Origin of the sequence: Companilactobacillus hulinensis (genome assembly GCF_003946555.1) — a bacterium.
GTDB classification, from domain to species: domain Bacteria; phylum Bacillota; class Bacilli; order Lactobacillales; family Lactobacillaceae; genus Companilactobacillus; species Companilactobacillus hulinensis.
This window is the reverse complement of sequence record NZ_RHOO01000001.1, coordinates 226,382-244,833: the sequence shown is the minus strand read 5'-3', so window position 1 is coordinate 244,833 and position 18,452 is coordinate 226,382. Positions and strand designations below refer to the sequence as shown.

Annotated in this window: 15 protein-coding genes; all 15 read right to left on the bottom strand. The window is 36.8% G+C overall.

Features of this window, described 5'->3' with window-relative positions:
• Window positions 1–208: 208 nt before the first annotated feature.
• The 15 genes from EKM66_RS01110 to glmM all read right to left on the bottom strand — a co-directional run bounded on the left by EKM66_RS01110 (window position 209) and on the right by glmM (window position 18,440).
• Window positions 209–1,885: an oleate hydratase gene (locus EKM66_RS01110; protein WP_125760803.1), complete on the bottom strand. Its 1,677-nt coding sequence runs from the start codon at window positions 1,883–1,885 to the stop codon at window positions 209–211.
• Window positions 1,886–2,190: 305 nt separating this feature from the next.
• Window positions 2,191–3,378 carry an acetate/propionate family kinase gene (locus tag EKM66_RS01105; RefSeq protein ID WP_125760801.1) on the bottom strand — a complete coding sequence of 396 codons (1,188 nt, stop codon included), beginning with the start codon at window positions 3,376–3,378 and terminating at the stop codon, window positions 2,191–2,193.
• Window positions 3,379–3,387: 9 nt separating this feature from the next.
• Window positions 3,388–4,404, bottom strand: coding sequence for a class I SAM-dependent methyltransferase (locus EKM66_RS01100; RefSeq protein WP_125760799.1), 1,017 nt, complete (start codon window positions 4,402–4,404; stop codon window positions 3,388–3,390).
• A 47-nt stretch (window positions 4,405–4,451) separates the two neighbouring features.
• Window positions 4,452–4,670: a hypothetical protein gene (locus EKM66_RS01095; protein ID WP_125760797.1), complete on the bottom strand. Its 219-nt coding sequence runs from the start codon at window positions 4,668–4,670 to the stop codon at window positions 4,452–4,454.
• Window positions 4,657–5,085: a ComGF family competence protein gene (locus tag EKM66_RS01090; protein ID WP_125760795.1), complete on the bottom strand. Its 429-nt coding sequence runs from the start codon at window positions 5,083–5,085 to the stop codon at window positions 4,657–4,659. The genes EKM66_RS01095 and EKM66_RS01090 overlap by 14 nt, the downstream gene beginning before the upstream one ends.
• A 254-nt stretch (window positions 5,086–5,339) precedes the next feature.
• Window positions 5,340–5,783 (bottom strand): type II secretion system protein, encoded by a 444-nt coding sequence (locus EKM66_RS01085; protein WP_164505001.1) that lies wholly within the window; start codon window positions 5,781–5,783, stop codon window positions 5,340–5,342.
• The gene (gene comGC / locus EKM66_RS12810) at window positions 5,764–6,090 is read right to left on the bottom strand and encodes a competence type IV pilus major pilin ComGC (RefSeq protein ID WP_125760791.1); all 327 of its coding nucleotides are present in this window, start codon (window positions 6,088–6,090) and stop codon (window positions 5,764–5,766) included. The genes EKM66_RS01085 and comGC overlap by 20 nt, the downstream gene beginning before the upstream one ends.
• The gene (locus EKM66_RS01075) at window positions 6,090–7,115 is read right to left on the bottom strand and encodes a type II secretion system F family protein (protein WP_225426537.1); all 1,026 of its coding nucleotides are present in this window, start codon (window positions 7,113–7,115) and stop codon (window positions 6,090–6,092) included. Before EKM66_RS01075 ends, comGC begins: the two co-directional genes overlap by 1 nt.
• Window positions 7,069–8,037 (bottom strand): competence type IV pilus ATPase ComGA, encoded by a 969-nt coding sequence (gene comGA / locus EKM66_RS01070; RefSeq protein ID WP_125760789.1) that lies wholly within the window; start codon window positions 8,035–8,037, stop codon window positions 7,069–7,071. The genes EKM66_RS01075 and comGA overlap by 47 nt, the downstream gene beginning before the upstream one ends.
• An 81-nt stretch (window positions 8,038–8,118) precedes the next feature.
• On the bottom strand, window positions 8,119–8,850 hold the full coding sequence (locus EKM66_RS01065) for a YebC/PmpR family DNA-binding transcriptional regulator (RefSeq protein WP_125760787.1): 732 nt from the start codon (window positions 8,848–8,850) through the stop codon (window positions 8,119–8,121).
• A gap of 103 nt (window positions 8,851–8,953) precedes the next feature.
• Window positions 8,954–12,544, bottom strand: coding sequence for a leucine-rich repeat protein (locus EKM66_RS01060; protein WP_125760785.1), 3,591 nt, complete (start codon window positions 12,542–12,544; stop codon window positions 8,954–8,956).
• A gap of 142 nt (window positions 12,545–12,686) precedes the next feature.
• Window positions 12,687–13,214, bottom strand: a complete 528-nt coding sequence (locus tag EKM66_RS01055; protein WP_225426536.1) for a VanZ family protein — start codon at window positions 13,212–13,214, stop codon at window positions 12,687–12,689.
• Complete coding sequence (locus EKM66_RS01050) at window positions 13,207–14,808, bottom strand: APC family permease (RefSeq protein ID WP_125760783.1); 1,602 nt, start codon at window positions 14,806–14,808, stop codon at window positions 13,207–13,209. The genes EKM66_RS01055 and EKM66_RS01050 overlap by 8 nt, the downstream gene beginning before the upstream one ends.
• Window positions 14,809–14,964: 156 nt before the next feature.
• Window positions 14,965–16,776 (bottom strand): glutamine--fructose-6-phosphate transaminase (isomerizing), encoded by a 1,812-nt coding sequence (gene glmS / locus EKM66_RS01045; RefSeq protein ID WP_125760781.1) that lies wholly within the window; start codon window positions 16,774–16,776, stop codon window positions 14,965–14,967.
• Window positions 16,777–17,087: 311 nt separating this feature from the next.
• Window positions 17,088–18,440, bottom strand: a complete 1,353-nt coding sequence (glmM, locus tag EKM66_RS01040) for a phosphoglucosamine mutase (protein ID WP_125760779.1) — start codon at window positions 18,438–18,440, stop codon at window positions 17,088–17,090.
• Window positions 18,441–18,452 lie beyond the last annotated feature (12 nt).

Below are 18,452 nucleotides of genomic sequence, written 5' to 3'. Positions count from 1 at the left end.
TATTTGTGAAATTATAGTCAATCATCATTACTGGCACAGTATTTTCATTTGATATTACTTTTCACAAGGACACAAAAAGGAGTTGTTACATAACATGGTCTTTTCCACTTAAAGCAAACAAGACTAGCAATCCAAAATCGGATTACTAGTCTTGTTTGTCTTAATGCTCGAAAGCTGACCTGTTTTGTCACACTCTCTTTGAAGCAATCTATCTAAACATTGTCTTAACGGCACGAGCCATTACTTTAGGATCTTTTTCATAATGATGCATTGGTGTCATTTCAGTTAATGGAATGCCTAGGAATGTATATACAGCTCTTTGTGCTGCTCTAAATGAATATTGCTCTGTAAATACCATATCAAATGGTTGTTCACAGAATTGACTGATAAATGCTAAGTTCTTACTGTGAGTTGGTACTACATCTGGACGATCTCCAACTGCTCTTTGATTGAACAATGCGCTGGCATATGGCATATGAACAGGGATTACATTAACGATACTGTCCATAATTTCATCAGTGTGATTCTTAATATTATCTTTACTTGGATCCACTGCTGCCAATTGTCCTAACAATTCTTGAAGCATCTCTTCACCTGTCATCTCAATAACTGGCTTTTGAACATAGTCACCATTGCGACGTGGATACATGAAGTAGCCCCAGAATACTGATTCATTAGGTTTTTGTGCCTTAAAGTGTGGTTGATGGTGGATAACTAGTGACATCAATGGTGTACTGTTGATCCAAGTATTCAAAGCATTACCTGGTTCTTGTTGAGTAATACGTGAGATTTGATTCAACAAATAATGATTGTTTGTTGTAATTGTAAAACTCATCCACTCACTTTGTGTACGATCATCAAAGAATTTGTCAGGGTTACCTAATGAATAGAACTTCTCTGCAGCTTTCTTCCAAAGCATTGCACTTGGAGCATATTCCATATTCTCGGTAACTGGTGTGTTGTAATCACCAATTGATGAACTATCTGTGATTGAACCATTAGTATCGAATACCAAATCATTTTCATCGATATCAATGTGTCCTTCTTTGTTGTCGTTATCTACTTCTTCATACTTCAAACCAGTAACAATAATATCATCTTGAAGTGGTGTGTCCTTGAATTCAAAATCAGTTACTTTACGGTTATTGATAAATGTTACTCCACGATCCTCAAGGTACTTGCGCATTGGAACAATAATACTTTCATATTGGTTATAAGGTGATCTAGTAACACCTTCCAATGTATTGATACGACTGAATTCAAGAATCATACGATTCATGTAACGACGTAATTCCATAGCTGAACTTGCACGTTTGAATGCAAATGTTGTTTGCCACATGAACCAGAAGTTGGTTGTAAAGAAGTGTGGTGAACTTGCAAAGTATTCTGCAATACTAATATTATTTAGCGTTTGCTCATCCTTTTCAGGTGTCATCATTAACTTCGATAACAAAGCTCTATCCTTGTTATTAAATTGCATATGTCTGTAATTATTTTTATCATTCTTAATACGAGGGCCATCATAATCCATTAAACGACCAACATCATGTGTTGGGTGTGCGTGATCAAAGTTGAGAATATCATCTGTAACTGTTTGACCAGGATTGTCCAATGATGGAACTGAACGCAACAAGTCCCATAGGTTTTCGTATGTTTCTTCATTCAACATACGGCCACCCTTTGCTAAGAATCCTTTGTTATTTGATAAAGCTTGATTACTATATTCACTCTCATAGGCTTCGACAGTGTCACCATCGTTTGCACCGTGAGTTTCCAAACCCATCATAGTGATTTGATCACCCTTAAAACCACCATCACGAATTAAATAAATACCTGCAGCCAAATTACCGATACCAGTACCAATCATATAAGCTTTTCTTGTCATATCTATGACCTCCGATCAAATTGTTGCTCCCTACGACTTAAATATAGCTAGTTTGCTTACAAATGTAAAGGCTTTCTTAAATATATAGCTAAAAAGTGATAAAAATATAATTTAATTATTGATAATTGAGCATAAATAGAAGTCTTAGCATAACTATTGAATTCATCAAATATGTAACTTAAATGTGCAATAAAGCACAACTTTTTTCCACCTAGACCGAATAAAGGCTGTAATCCAAAATCGGATTACAGCCTTTATTTACGTTAATATACGAAAATTGAACGTGTTTTGTCCAACTCGCTAAATTATTTTGTTAACCTTACAACATCACGAACAATCATTAATTCTTCATCCGTTGGAACAACCAATACATCTACTGATGAATCATCAGTACTGATTTTACGAATTCCTTTGCCGTTTTCATTGGCATTTTTATCAATTTTAATGCCCATATAATTGAAACTGTCAATTACTAGTTCACGAATCCAAGGGTTACCTTCACCCATTCCAGCTGTGAATAGAATTACATCAGTTCCTTGCAACAAGGCAATGTATGATCCAATGTATTTAACGATTCTATTTACGAAGATATCGATTGCTAGTTTAGAACGTTTATTATCATCCTTTGTAGCAATTAAATCACGCATATCTGGAGAAACACCTGAAATACCTAGTAAACCAGACTTGTTATTTAAAATATTGATCATGTCTTGAACATCGATTACCTTGAGCTTTTGCATTAAGTATGCAACCAATGATGCATCGATATCACCTGAGCGTGTACTCATTGTAATACCTGCGAGCGGTGTAAATCCCATTGATGTATCTATGGACTTTCCGCCTTTAATAGCATCAATAGACGCACCACTACCTAAGTGGCAAGAAATAATTTTCAAATCTTCAATTGGTTTGTTCAAGAAATCAGCGGCAGCATGTGAAACATAGCGATGACTTGTTCCGTGCGCACCAAATTTACGAACTCCATATTTCTCATAATATTCATATGGCAAACTATATAAATAGTTTACCGGATCCATAGTCTGATGGAATGATGTATCAAACACTGCAACTTGAGGTACATTCGGCAAAATCTTTTCAAATGCCTCGATACCTGCAGCTTGTCCAGGATTATGCAATGGTGCAAAATCTGCTAGGTCTTTAATTTCCTTGACGACTTCTGGTGTTACGACGGCAGAGTCCTTAAAGATATTCCCGCCGGCAACAACACGATGACCAACTCCTGTGATTTCGTCATAACTCTTAATAATATCCATCTCAATAAGCTTGTCGAGCATCATATTAACAGCGGTAATATGATCAGGAATATCGCCTACCTTACTGAATTTTTCACCATTGTATTTAACTTCAAAAACTGAATCTGACAATCCAAGACGATCAACCATCCCTTTAGCAATGACGTTTTCGTCCGGATATGAATAGAGCTTCCATTTTAATGTTGAACTACCTGAATTAACTGCAATAATCTTTGACATTCTTTTCACCTAACCTTTAAAGTTGTTTCGTGCCCAATCTTGTAATTGATCCTTAAATCCTTCAAACAATTGAGGCTGATTTGTATCAGGAATCGTACCCATCAGAACATTATCAGCTTGCTTAGAATTACCACCATGCTTTTGCAATACAACGACAGCCTTTTGAGCTTCTTTTGAAGCAAACAAATTCGTTGGTAAATCTAATACTGCTTGCAAATATACACTCGAAACCATCCAAGCTGAGAGTTTCTTAGCTTGATCAGTTTGGAATATTTGTGATGGTACGATAAAGATACCAATTCCACCATCATTCAAATTATTCATTGTTTGTTCGATCAACAAATGATGCGCAAACGAATGACCGTCATCGGATTTCGTATCGAAGCGCTCAGCGTTATCATCAATTGGATAATATCCAACTGGTAAATCTGCAATCGCCATATCAATATCAGTTATATCCCAATCGGCAACGCCATCTTGATGATATGCGTCCAAATTGATATTCATTACTTCACTGAATGCCTTTGATAAGGATAATAATGCATCATCGTTATCTAATGCGGCTGCGTTGATTTTAAAATCGCCAGCTTGCTTCAATTGTTGAATAAATTCAATTAAGAAATTACCTGTTCCAACAGTTGGATCAACCAAGTTAACAGTTTTCTTGCCTTCTGAGCTTAAAATCTCAAAAACAATCAAACTGGCAATTAGTCCAATCATATCAGGAGTCATTAACTTATTGACTTCCGAATTATCAACTTTTTGATCCTTAATAATATTGACCGTGATTGCTTGCTTTAGTTGAGCTTGGGTTAAACGTAACTGCAACAGGTCTTTGTAAATATCTTTCAACTTAGAAACAGTCTCGCTATCCGGCGCACCATTTTCCACATAGACGTCATTGTCCGCAATATTAGTTAAGTTTTCAGCTAATGCTTCAATATAACTAGTACCTAAAGACTTTTTAAGTAAAGTGGTAGCTTGATCTAATTGATCATAGTACTTCTGCATATTCTCTTCTGCCATAATTTACCTCTTTAATAACATACTAAAATTTTACCTTTGTAAGCGATTTAATTCAAGGACTGTAAAACATCCCCAAACTTCAATTGCCCGTTAGTATCAGTATTGTTAATAATTTCTTGTTTATAGATCTCGTCTAGTTTCTGATAATTCTTAACTTGACGTTCAAAATAAGCATTACTAAATCCTATCACTAATACGGCAATAGATAAAATCATAACTGCATTAAGAATAATTGCGCCTTCTCGTCTATGTCTATTTGGGATCATTAATTAAGTACATCTCGGACTTTCGGTTAGATTTGTCTTTGGTTATTATGATGATCAAATTACCATTTCTTTTGAAATGAACATATGTCAGCTTGGTTAATATAGGCATATGTCCACCGGTTGGTGTTGTCAGTCGCAACATTTTGTCACGTGTATGTTCTTCAAGAATATATGTTTTACCATCATCTGTAATAAATTGCATACGTGTATCACTAATATTCGTTACTGTAGAATGTAATATTTTATCCTGCAATTTTTCATTCGAAATATGCCAGCGCAATACTTCACTATGCGTACTACGCGAAACAGTTTTTACAATACCAATTGCTTGATTCAATATTCCCAAAGTAAGAATTGCAACTACTATTGTTACCGCCGCTTCAGCCAGCATGAATCCCTTACGTTTTTTGAACATAATAAATTTTCCCGTTCACTTTTACAATTGCTCGATTATTGAGCTCACTATAGATATATCTTTTCCCGTTTACTTCGGTAACATTACTCAGATTGGGCGATTTCAAATGCATCAGTATTATTTTATGCGCACTAACGCGCTCTTCCCAATTATTGATCAGCTTGAATTGTTCGCTGACACAATATGACATGGTAAGCAAGATCATGACTGAAATTGACAGAGTTATTAACGACTCTAATAGCATGAATCCTGGTCTATTTTTCAACTACTTCACCCCAGAACATTTGAATCGTGTATGTATATTTTTTCTTTGTTAGATTGGATTGAAAAATTACCGTTCTCGGCCTAGATTCACCATTACCGGTTACATAGAGTTCCGTATCATTCTTATTCAAATAATGTAATGTCTTTGGCAAATTAATTTGATGGTAATATCTTTTACGATCATTAATATCCATGAAAGTCATTGTCCGATCATCGTTATTTACAATAAACTCGCCATTTCTCTTATTCAAATATGAGTAATTCAACAAATTATGCCAATTCATTTTAAAAGATTCTAATGTTTGTTTCTCTTCAATTCTTTGTTGATAGTTTTGAATACCAAAGCCTGTTGCTAAAGCGATTGACGAAAATATTACTAGTGAAAATACCGCTTCGATCATGGTAAAAGCAATTCTACTTTTCAGATGTAGCATTCTTATCCTTCAATTGCTTATCAAGTGGAATCTCACCATATTTTTTAGTAGCCTGTTCAGCTTGTTTTTTAGTAATCAATTTTTTATCAACCAAGACATCCCACGTTACAGGTGTGGATTCATCATACATATCGACCTGTGTTTGCATACTGATTCTGAACGCTTCATTACTTTTCTTCATCGCTTCAGCTTTTTGATTACCCAAGTTTGGAATCATAATTAGTAGTAACAGCGAAATAATAAACAGCACAATAACCATTTCAATTAGAGTAAAAGCCTTCTTTGTTTTCTTTAAAATATTTTTCATTATGAAATCTCCTTCATCATTCCGTATACTGGCAGCAGAACAATCAAATACGTAATAATTATTACGAATGCGATCACTGCAAATAGTATCGGTTGTACCATATTTAATATTTTTTTTAGTCTTCTTTGTGTTTCATCGAACTTTAATTCTGACATCAGTATCAAGTCTTGAGCAATCTCTTTTGTTCCATCACCGGATTGCAAAATTAGTTTTAATTCACTTGGTAACATTGTCTCTTCATCTATCAATTGATAAATATTTTTGCCGCAATTCATTCCATCAATTAGTTCATTTGCCAAAACTGATTGAATTGTACCTTTTTTGAAAGCTTGACTACTCATACAAATCTCACGCAAGTTCAATCCACTGGCAGTCTGCATTCCTAAACCTTGCAAAATAATAAACTGATAAAAGCTTAAGTAGGTCTTACCGATCAACGGCATTTTGATCATCAACTGTGCACGGTCAAACTCATCCATCTTTTTTAGTCTATGCGTAAAATACAGACCTCCTGTAATGGATACAATTACAAAAATCGCCAATCCCAAGATAAAATTATTGATCATTTCACTACCTTCAGTGAGTTCCATTTGAGGTATTATGTAAACTTTCATCCCCACCAACATAAGAAATAAAAAACATAAAATAACTGAAGGATAGGCTAATAATTCTCTTAGCTTTTCTTTTTGACGAGACTTATTTTGTAAAATCATTCCGCTTTGAAACAATGTCTGTTGTAATCTACCATTCTGCTGTGCTATTACCAACTGATTGTTGATAACATGTGGTAATTCCAAGTGTCGCATGGCCACCGCTATCATTTCGCCAGATTGCAGATCCTTGTATATTTTGTCAAAAGCTGAGTTTTGCTTATTCATAAGGCTCATGCTACTTATTGCATGTTTTATTGAAAACCCATTTTGCATCAGTCTACTCAAAACAATTAGGTGTTCAGCTTGCTGTTTCGAACTTATCTTCTTATCCGAAAAGATGTTCTTGGTAAATATCTTCATCAATATAGCCATTTCGATAGTTATTCTCCAATAAATTCGACCAATTATTATCCATTTCACCATCAGAAATAAATTTCTTAATTTCTGCATTAGTTATCGTATCAACAAATAGCTCCATTCTATTCTTGGTCAGAATCAAACGTTGATATGATATTAGATTAACGGAATTAGTTATTTCAAAATCATCTACTCCAAATTGCTTCAATCTTTGAATAACTGAATATTTGGACTTACCATGAATAGTCGTCATAACGGTGTATCCGCACAATGCTGCTTGTACTGCCTGTTTAGCAGTTTTACTGTCACGTATCTCTCCAATTATTAAGACATCTGGACGTTGTCGTAAACTAGTTTTAACCAATTCTTCATAGTCCATTCCGGCATCCTCATTAACTTGCAATTGCAGAAATTTTTCCTCATATATTTCAATCGGATCTTCGATACACATAACTTTTTTATTTTCAACCATTTCTCTTCCCAATGCGTACATCAGCGATGTTTTCCCAGAACCCATTGGTCCAGCAAATATCATCATGCCCTTAACCCTAGCAATCGGAAGCAAATCGCCAATGATCCTGTCGTTTATCTGACCACACATTTCTTGCGGAAAAATCAAACGAATTACTACTGATTCACGATTCCTAAAATCTCCAACTGAAGAAATTCGAATGTGTATATCAAAATGACCAAATGAAAAACTGAACGAACCTTTTTGCGAACGTCGTCTTTCAGAAACATCCAATCCTCCATTAAATTTCAAAAAATTGATGATTGCTAAAGTTTCTTCAAGTTCATATTTAGCAATTGGGTAACAACCATCATTGTTTCTGCCTTCGATAGAATATCCATCTATTTGTGGGAAGAAATAAATGTCAGATATTGTATTACTACATGCATTGTTCAATAAGTTAAGTGCCATTGTTTCCGCACTCATGTTTATCCCCTCCTTATACAAAAAATTACGAAAAAAAAAGACCATAAACTTAAAAGTTTACGATCTTTCACAAATTACTTATTATTCGTCGTCTTCAGCAGCGGCTGTATATACTTCTGAAACATCATCATCGTCTTCAAGTTGATCGATCATGTGTTCAAATTGTTCTTGTTTTTCTTCTGGAACTGGTGTTGTATTTTGAGGAATCATAGTTAACTCTGAGTTAGCTAATTCATATCCCTTTTCAATCAAACCATCACGAACTGCAGCGAAGTCTTTTGCATCTGTATAGATTTCATATGCTTCATCTGAAGTTTGTAGATCATCTGCACCAAGATCCATGATGTCCAAAAGAACTTCATCTTCATCTTGTGTGTTCTTTTCACGATCAAGCACGATATAGCCTTTACGGTCAAACATGTAAGCAACTGAACCACTAGAACCCATGCTACCTCCGTTACGAGTAAACGCAACACGTACGGCAGAGGCTGTTCTGTTCTTGTTATCTGTCAAAGCTTCAACTAAAACTGCAACTCCACCCGGAGCATAGCCTTCGTATGTAACCTCATCATAATGTTCCTCACTGCCACCTTCGGCCTTATCTAAGGCACGCTTGATATTATCTTTAGGCATGTTAGCTGCACGAGCTTTATCTACTATTAAACGAAGAGCAGCGTTACTGTCCGGATCAGCACCACCCGCTTTTGCTGCCATAAATAATTCACGTGATAGTTTTTGGAAAATTTTTCCACGTTTAGAATCTTGGGCGTTTTTTCTACCCTGGATGTTATGCCATTTTGAGTGTCCTGACATTTCTGCTTCCTTCTTTCGTCAATAATTATAAACCAGGTAATATAATATCAAACTATGCCCGTCATTTCAACGCCTATCACTTAATTAACTGACCGTTAGACGATTATGCCTTCCTTCTTTTGATGTCAATTCCAAGTAATCCTAATACCGCTATAACGATGCCAACGATTGAAGTTGATCTTCCATTTGTGGAACTTGTTTGTGGAAATCTGCCTGTTTGTGCTGGATAACCTTGTGAAGTATTTTTTGAAACTACTGGCAAAACAACCTGTTTATTTCCAGAAAGTACCACAACATCTTTAGAAGTAATTGAATTGCTTGATACTGGTGATTTGTATGTTAAAGGTTCAGCAACATTATTTGTCTTTGTTCCAACAACAGACGAGTTAGTCGGAGCCTCAGCTTTTCCGTGAGTAACTGGAACAACTGGTTTTGTTGTAGTTGCCACTGTACTTGGTTTCTTAGAATTATCAGTTGGTTTTACAATCACCTCTGGAGTACCCGGTTCATCAGGTTCAACTGGTGTATCTGGAATTGTTGGCTTACTTGGTGGTGTCACTGGTGTTGTTGGTGTAGTTGGCGGTGTTACCGGCTTTGTTGGCGTAGTTGGTGGTGTTACCGGCTTTGTCGGTGTGGTTGGTGGTGTCAATGGCTTCGTTGGTGTAGTTGGTGGTGTCACTGGTTTCGTTGGTGTCGTTGGTGGTGTTACTGGCTTTGTCGGTGTGGTTGGTGGTGTCACTGGCTTTGTCGGTGTGGTTGGTGGTGTCACTGGCTTTGTTGGCGTCGTTGGTGGTGTTACCGGCTTTGTCGGTGTGGTTGGTGGTGTCACTGGTGTTGTCGGTGTAGTGGCATTAGCCAAAACATGCAAAGTAACCGTCTTGCTTTGACCATCAGCTGTACTTAAAACAACACCATAATCTCCAGCTTTGCTCAAGTCGACCTTACTCAAGTCAACCATTACAGTTATTGGCTGATCATTATCATCAGTTGCAGTTGCCTGGAAGTCAGCTGTCGTTGGAGTTGCATCCCCAACATGCATCGTATAATCGCTACCTGTCAATGTTAACGTTGCTGGCAAAATTTCAAAAGTTCCATCTGATACCGTTACGTTGTAATTTGGATTGGCGTTATAACTAATACTTACCGGATAAATTCCAACAGTATCTCCAGCAACTCGTTCAACAGTATACTGTAAATCACTTTCATTTAAACCAGTTGGTCCACTTACTGTTGCGGTCAATACGGGATCTGGCTGTCCAGCAATCTTTGAAGCATCGTTGACCTTGATTGTTACATTAGCCTTATTGATCGTGTATGTTGCAATACTATCTCCACTAACCCAATTATAAATATCGCTTTGACTTAATTTATCAAGGTTATCAATACCTTGCTGCGTCAAAACAACCTTATATGATCCAGCATCTTTAGAATCGGTACCGTCAATTGCAATATCACCACTTTGAAGTTTGTAACTTGTACCATCTGATAATGACACTGCATAGTTAGAAATATCTGGTGTCTGATTCTCACCATTGTAATCATTCGAAGATGAACCAACAATCTCATAAGTTCCATCAACTTTGAGCACTGAAACCACTACCGAAGTACTGTCATTCCCATAACTATAAGTAACAGTATATTGGCCTGGCTTTGTAGTATTAACGGTATCCACAGCATTACCATCCTGATCCTTAACAGCAACCTTCAAATCAGAAAGTTGTAAAGTAGTGCCATTCTGTAACTGTGCACTTACCAAATTATCTTGTGGAGTCCAATCAGATCCTGCAACAATCTGTGAACCGACCGCTTTGATATCTGGATTATTAAGAACCACGGTGTATTGACCGTTATATCCATTCGTCATATTCCAATCAAATGTGAACGAATTAGTTCCAGTTGGAATGTTGAATTTTCCCGTTCCATCTGTATATGCATAAGTTACGCCGTTAGTCAGATTGCTAACGTTAAGATTCTGTTCAGTGAATCCATCTGCCTGCAAATTAAATAAATCTGAAATACTGTCATGTGTTGTATCTGTAAATATTGTAGTTGTTTGATTTGAAGCGGGCATTCCCGAAATAGTAAACTGTGGAGCACTTACATCCACAATTCGATTATATTTGAATGCAGAATCTTGAACATTTGTATTGGAACCATTCAATTTGATCGATTCAATTTGATTACCCAAGAATGATTGAGCACCAATGCTAGTCGTCGCCGCTGGAATCTCCACAGAATCAGAAATGTGATTGAATGCAAAAGCATTATTACCGATAGTCTTCAATCCGCTACCAAAAGTGACTCCATCAACTTTATCACCGGTGAATGCAAGATTCCCAATTGAACTAACAGAATCGGGGAAGTTCAATTCACCTGTGACACCATCATATTCAAACGCTCCAGTTCCAATGGTGTTCAAATCAGTTGCGTGAGACAAATCCAAATTGGTTAAATCACCATCATACAAGAAGGCTCCATCACCAATCGAAGTCAATCCACTACCTAATTCAACTGATTTCAAATCAACATTGGATACAAATGCGTTATCACCGATGGTTACAACTGAATCTGGTATCGTCAGGTCTTGGAGTGCAACATTGTACGCAAAAGCGCTATTGCCAATGCTAGTTAACTTACTATCAGTTCCAAAATCAATGCTTGTAATTCCTGTGTCACTCGTAAAAGCAGCATCCCCAATAGTCTGTAAAGTACTTGGTAAACTTATAGTAGTTAACTTACTATCAGAAGCGAATGCCTCCTTACCAATGGACGTCAAATTACTGCCCAGATTGACTGAGCTTAAATCAGAATTATATGCAAACGCATCGTCACCAATAGAAGTAACAGAACTTGGCAAATCAACGCTAGTAACCTTTGATGACGTGAATGCATCATCGCCGATTGTTGTAAGTGTCGTATTATTAGATAAATCTACTGATGATAAATTATTAATATATGCAAAAGCACCATTACCAATAGTCTTGACGCCATTATTGATTGTTACACTGGTTATGGAATTATTACCAACAAAGGCATTATCACCGATTGCCGTAACATCATAATCCTTACTATTCAAATTAACAGTTGAAGGAATAACTACCGATGTATAAGTACCATTAATGCCGGTTACAGTTGCCGTTAAATTAGTATCATCTGTATTCCACAAGAAGTCATTTGCGGTTGATGCGATTGCACCACTTGTCGTAGCTGTTGCTCCTGTTGTAGCAGGTGTCGTAGTTGCCGGTGCTGTGGTTGTAGGAGCCGTTGTAGCTGGCGTTTGAGTACTCTGCGTGGAAACTTGTGTGGAAGCTGTGCTTGGCGTTTCAGTAGCACTAGTTGCTGGAACTGTACTACTGGAAACAGTAGATGTTGCAGGAGTGACAGTCTCTGCCACTGGTACTGATTGTGCAACTGGAGTTATTAGTGGTGTAGCTACTTTAGTAACCGTTAATGTAGAAGTATTCGAAGTGTCACTAGAACTAGTGCTCGTTGGTGTTGATGGATCTATTGATTTTGTATTAGGAGTAGAAGTAGCGGTACTATCAGATACCGTTGTACTAGTATCACTTGTTGTGTCAGCTTTAACGACCAACTCGTGTTTTAATGTCGTTCCAATGCCCATCGTGACAACAGCACTGGCAGCAATTAATAATTGTTTACTACTTCTGGATATTTTGAATTTTCTTGTTTCCATAAATACTACCCCAATCAATAAAAAAATTTTGAGCCATAAATTTATAAACGATAACTATTTTCAAACCCTAGCCAGATATTTATCATTTATGGCAAAAGAATAAGGCATGATATTTTATTTTTAAAATATCATGCCTTATTAATTACAACTCGTCTTTTTTATGATGAAGTTCAATTATCCAAAGTACCAGCATCAAAATCAAAATTCCAGTTAATGCACCGACGCTATCCAAAATAACATCAGTAACCGAGGGAGTTCTTCCGCCAGTCAATCCTTGATGAAATTCATCAAATGCTGCCAATCCAGTTGTTGCCAACCATGGTATCAACATCATCAAGAATCTATTTTTACTGAAATACTTATATACCGCTAGACACAAGAATAATCCTAACAGAAAATAAATACCAAAATGGGCACCCTTGCGAATAAAGAACTCAATAAAATGAAAATAACCATCATTTTCAATCGATTGAGTCTTTCCACCGTAGTTGAAACTTATCTTACTCAATGTATTATAAAAAGGTTTATTTGAAGTACCTAAAACTCTTTCGAGAAATGGCACTGACGTTTGTTCCTTATAGGTCATTGATGAACTATAGAAAAGAATAAGTTCGATCACAATGACCGCACCCCAGAACCACTTTTGTTTTGCTTTTACTTTATTATGCATCTTTATCATCCCAGTTAACTTTGGCATTCAACTTCTTCGCATCATCAAAATAACCTGAGTAATACGAAGAATTGACCGCCCAGAAATATACTATTGTTGAAAAAATAATTATAACAAGAAAATCCATCGGATACTTGATCATATTTAAACCACCAAAATCAGAACTACCCAACCATGAGATCACTGACAATCCTACTAAGTGAACAATCATCCATAAACTAGCGTAGATTTTTTGTTTAAACTCGCGAAATCCTCGCTTATAATCATAGATCAAATAAATTGGCAGACCAACAATGATGATCACAATAACTTGAACCGTCGTTGGAAACATTGACCAATAAATCGCCAAACTTATCAAATCAAAAACTACTGGTGCAAGCCACTTCATCCCACGTATTTTAGTTGGTCTCTTAAAGTCAGGACCCATTTTACGTAAACTTCCCGCAACAACTGGACCCGTTAAAAGTGAAATCAAGGTCGAAGCTGCAACAACACGTGACAGTAACGCCCAATTTTTGAACATCATGATCAGCAGAAAACTAACTATAAAATCAACCATTAAAGCAACACGCGGAGTATTGTACTTATTATTTGAATTACTTAGAAATTTTGGTAAATGCTTATTTTTTGGCATTGACGACAATGACTTACTTGCTGAAGCAGAAAAGGCAATTCCACTTCCAACTGGCGAAATAAACGCCGTAAAATAAATCAAAGTCGATAACCAATAAACATTTAACAATATCGCCAGATCAGCGAATGGTGAATTAAAACTAATATTACTCCAACCACCATTAATAACCGACTTTGGTAAAGAAACGACAAAAACAACCTGTAAAGAAATATAGATAATAGCACTGATCAAAAGTGACAAGATTATCCCTCTGCGAATATTAACAGCAGGCTTATGGATATCGTTACCCAAATTGATCACAGTTTGAAATGCAACATAGGAGTAAATAATTCCGGCACTTCCAATAGCAATGAAGATTGAAGAAGTCCCGTTTGGCATGAACTCACTAACTGTTGTACCCATATTTGACATATCAAAATGTGCTGTCAGTAATACCACCATTGTTACTAGTGGCACGACTAATTTGAACACAGAAATAAGATTATTGAATTTGGCCATAATCGTAACTGACCAATAATTTATTAACGTAAATACAAAAATCAACAATGTTGCCATCATCAATCCTTGTGCCGATAATTCGCCATGCGACATAAACCCATGAGTCCACTGCGCCCATTTCCAAGGCCAGGTACTCATATATTGTGTAGATGCAACGGCTTCAATAGGAAGAATCGCTAATAACGAGAGCCAATTGGCCCAAGAAGCAATATGCCCTAGAAAAGATCCATGAGTATACATAGTGAAGCGACTCATCGCTCCATCCTCAGGAAACATCGTTCCTATTTCAACGTATACCATTGCAATCATAGCAACCAATACTGCCCCAAGAATCCATGCAATAATAGCCGCAGGACCTGCAATTTTGGCTGCTTGACTAGATCCAAACATCCAACCAGAACCGATGATGGCACTTAGACCAAACATCACGGTTGAAAATAGATTTAGCTTTTTACCATTCATTAAGAAAATCACCACTACTTATAAGATTGTTATTAAATGTTTTGTTGCCACCTAGATAATTAACACGCAAGAATAGTTACAGGTTACGATAGCGGAAAACAAAAAATAGCCTCTATAAAATATAGAGACCATCATTTTTAATAACTATTGTGTACACTACTCTACTGTGACACTTTTGGCAAGGTTACGAGGTTTATCAACGTCATTGCCACGAGCAAGACTTGCGTAGTAAGCAATTAATTGTGCAGGTACGACACTAACGATTGGAGAAATCATCTCATCGATTTCAGGAATGATAATCTGATCACCAGGTTGTGCATACTTCTCGTTAGCAATCACCATTACGTGAGCACCACGTGCTTCAACCTCTTGGATATTTCCACGAGTATGGCTAGCACCCACACCATCGTTAATATAAGCAAATACTGGTGTACCCTTTTCAATCAAGGCAATCGTTCCGTGTTTCAATTCACCAGCGGCAAATCCTTCAGCATGAATATATGAAATCTCTTTCAACTTCAGTGCTGCTTCAAGCGATAATGCGTAATCAATTCCACGACCGATATAAAAGGCATGATCTTGATCAGTTAAATAATCAGCTGTCATTTTCTTGATACGTTCTTTCTCATCGACAATCGTTTGAATACCATTTGCGGCAATTGCTAATTGACCTTTTAAATCCAAATCCTTAGCAGCTTTAACACCTTTTAATTCACCTAATGCTTTAGCAAGTACAGCCTCAACAGCAATTTGTGCTGTGTATGCCTTTGTAGAAGCAACGGCAATTTCTGGTCCTGCTAATAATTCCATCGTGTATGTTGCTTCACGTGAAAGTGTTGAATTAGGAACATTAGTCATTGTCAAACTTGGTAATTTCATTTCATTGATTTTTACGAGTACTTGACGACTATCAGCCGTTTCACCACTTTGTGATAAGAAGATGAAGAAAGGATGTTTTGAAAGTTTTGGCATGTGATAACCAAATTCGCTACCTAATTCAGCATCAACCGGAACATCAGCTAAAGTTTCAAAGATATTCTTACCAACTAATCCAGCATGATAACTTGTACCAGCAGCAACAATATAAATTCTGTCAGCCTTATTCATTTCTTTAAGAATTTCAGGGGCAACATTGATGCTTCCGTCTTCTTCGATATAGTTCTTGGAAATACGACGCATAACACTTGGTTGTTCATCAACTTCTTTGAGCATGTAATGTTCGTAAGTACCCTTTGAAATATCATTCATATCAATATTTACAGTATATGAATCTCTTTTTACTGGTGTGCCATCGATCTTGCTGATGGAAACACTATTCTTTTCAAGAATAACAACTTCTCCGTCATGGATCTCAACGAATTCGTGTGTACGATCAAGCATTGCCATAGCATCTGAACAAATAACATTGAATCCATCACCAAGTCCAATAAGTAAAGGACTCTTGTTCTTAGCAACAAAAATCTTATCTGGCTCTTCTTTGTCAACCATTGCAAACGCATATGAACCTTGAATCAAAGTAAGTGCTTTTCTGAATGCTTGTTCGGCCTTCATGCCTTCATTGGCAAAATGAGAAACCAATTGAACAGCAACTTCAGTATCTGTTTGACTCTTAAACTTAACATCTTTTAAATATTCTTGTTTTAGTTCGTTATAATTTGTGATCACACCATTGTGTACCAAATAAAATCTATTATCTGATGAAAAATGTGGGTGAGCATTATCGATTGTTGCGGGTCCATGAGTTGCCCATCTTGTATGTCCAATACCTGTTAATCCTTGAACATCAGGTGTAACTGCTTTTTCCAGCTCACTTATTTTTCCAACTTCTTTAATTAGGAAATCTTTACCCTTTTGATTGTTAACATAGATACCTGCAGAATCGTAACCACGATACTCAAGTTTCTCTAATCCATTTAATAAAATATCTGTTGTCTCTTCATTACCGACAACTCCAACAATTCCACACATCTTTAAAACCTCTCAATTATAATTGGTCTAGTATATTGTTTTTAATTGGTCTAGTCTCATAGACTAGTTATCCCGTATGGGAACAATGCCTAGAATACTAATATCTTTGAATTTTGTCAACGTTTTTATTTTGATTTTTAGATAATATTTTATAATCGGTATAGTTGGACTGTACCAATATTGGTATAGCCTATACAGATTGTACAAAAAATGGGCCAGAGTATTTCTACTCTGACCCATGATTTGGTTAGTTTGATTAAGCTATTTGAAACGAGTTACAGAAACCAAAATCTCCCAGTTTCTTTCACTCTCTAGTTCATTTCTGTTTTTACGACTTCAACAATTTGATCACAGAAGTCACTTACTTTTTCTTCTGTAGCTGCTTCACACATAACACGAAGCAATGCCTGTGTTCCACTAGGGCGAACTAAGACACGTCCGTCTCCATCCATTTCGTCTTCAACTGTCTTGATAGCATCAAGGATTGGTTGGTGTGACTTCCATGATTCCTTGTCATGTACTGGTACATTGACAAGTTTTTGTGGATATACTTTTACAGGTGCGCCTAATTCAGCTAGGCTCTTGCCTGTTTCTTTCATCACGTGCAACAGATGGATACCTGTTAACATACCATCACCAGTGTTCATGTACTCATAAAGTACAACGTGACCTGATTGTTCACCACCGATGTTGTAGTTATTCTCTCGAATCTCCTCAACAACGTGACGGTCTCCAACGGCAGTTTGAACACTGTGCATACCATTGGCCTCAATTGCCTTGTACAAACCTAAGTTACTCATAACTGTTGTAACGATAGTATCCTTCTTTAAGCGTCCACCTTCGTGTAAATATTGTCCTAGGATAAACATGATCTTATCACCATCAACAATGTTACCGTCAGCGTCAACCGCGATACAACGATCTCCATCACCATCGAATGCCAATCCAGCAATAGCATCTGATTCCTTAACTTTTTGAGCCAATTGTTCTGGATGTGTTGATCCAACATTCTTATTGATATTGATACCGTCTGGATGTGAGGCCATGATTTCAAAGTCCACATTCAAATCGGCGAACAACGTACTTGCAAGACGACTTGTTGAGCCATTAGCTGTATCTAAAACAATCTTCATACCGCTAAGGTCATCTGACAATGTTTGCTTTAAGAATTGAAGATACTTTTGAGCACCTTCTGGATAATCAGATACACTACCTAATCCCTCGGCTGAGGGTCTTGGCAATGTGTCTTCTTTTGCATCTAATAACTCTTCAATTTCATCTTCTACATCATCAGGTAATTTGTAACCATCTGATCCGAAGAACTTAATTCCGTTATCTTCAGCAGGATTATGTGATGCTGAAATCATAATACCGGCATCAGCTGAAACAGCACGTACCAGGTAGGCAACGGCTGGAGTTGTAATAACATCCAAGTTCAATACTTCAATACCAACTGATAATAGACCTGCAATCAAACTCGATTGCAACATTTGACCAGAAATACGAGTATCTCTAGCAACTAAAACACGAGGATGCGTATTCTCATTATCAGAATGTTGTGTTAATACATAACCGCCTGAACGTCCTAACTTGAATGCAAGTTCTGGACTTAACTCCTTATTTGCAATACCTCTAACTCCATCTGTTCCAAAATACTTTGTCATAAAAAATTCCCC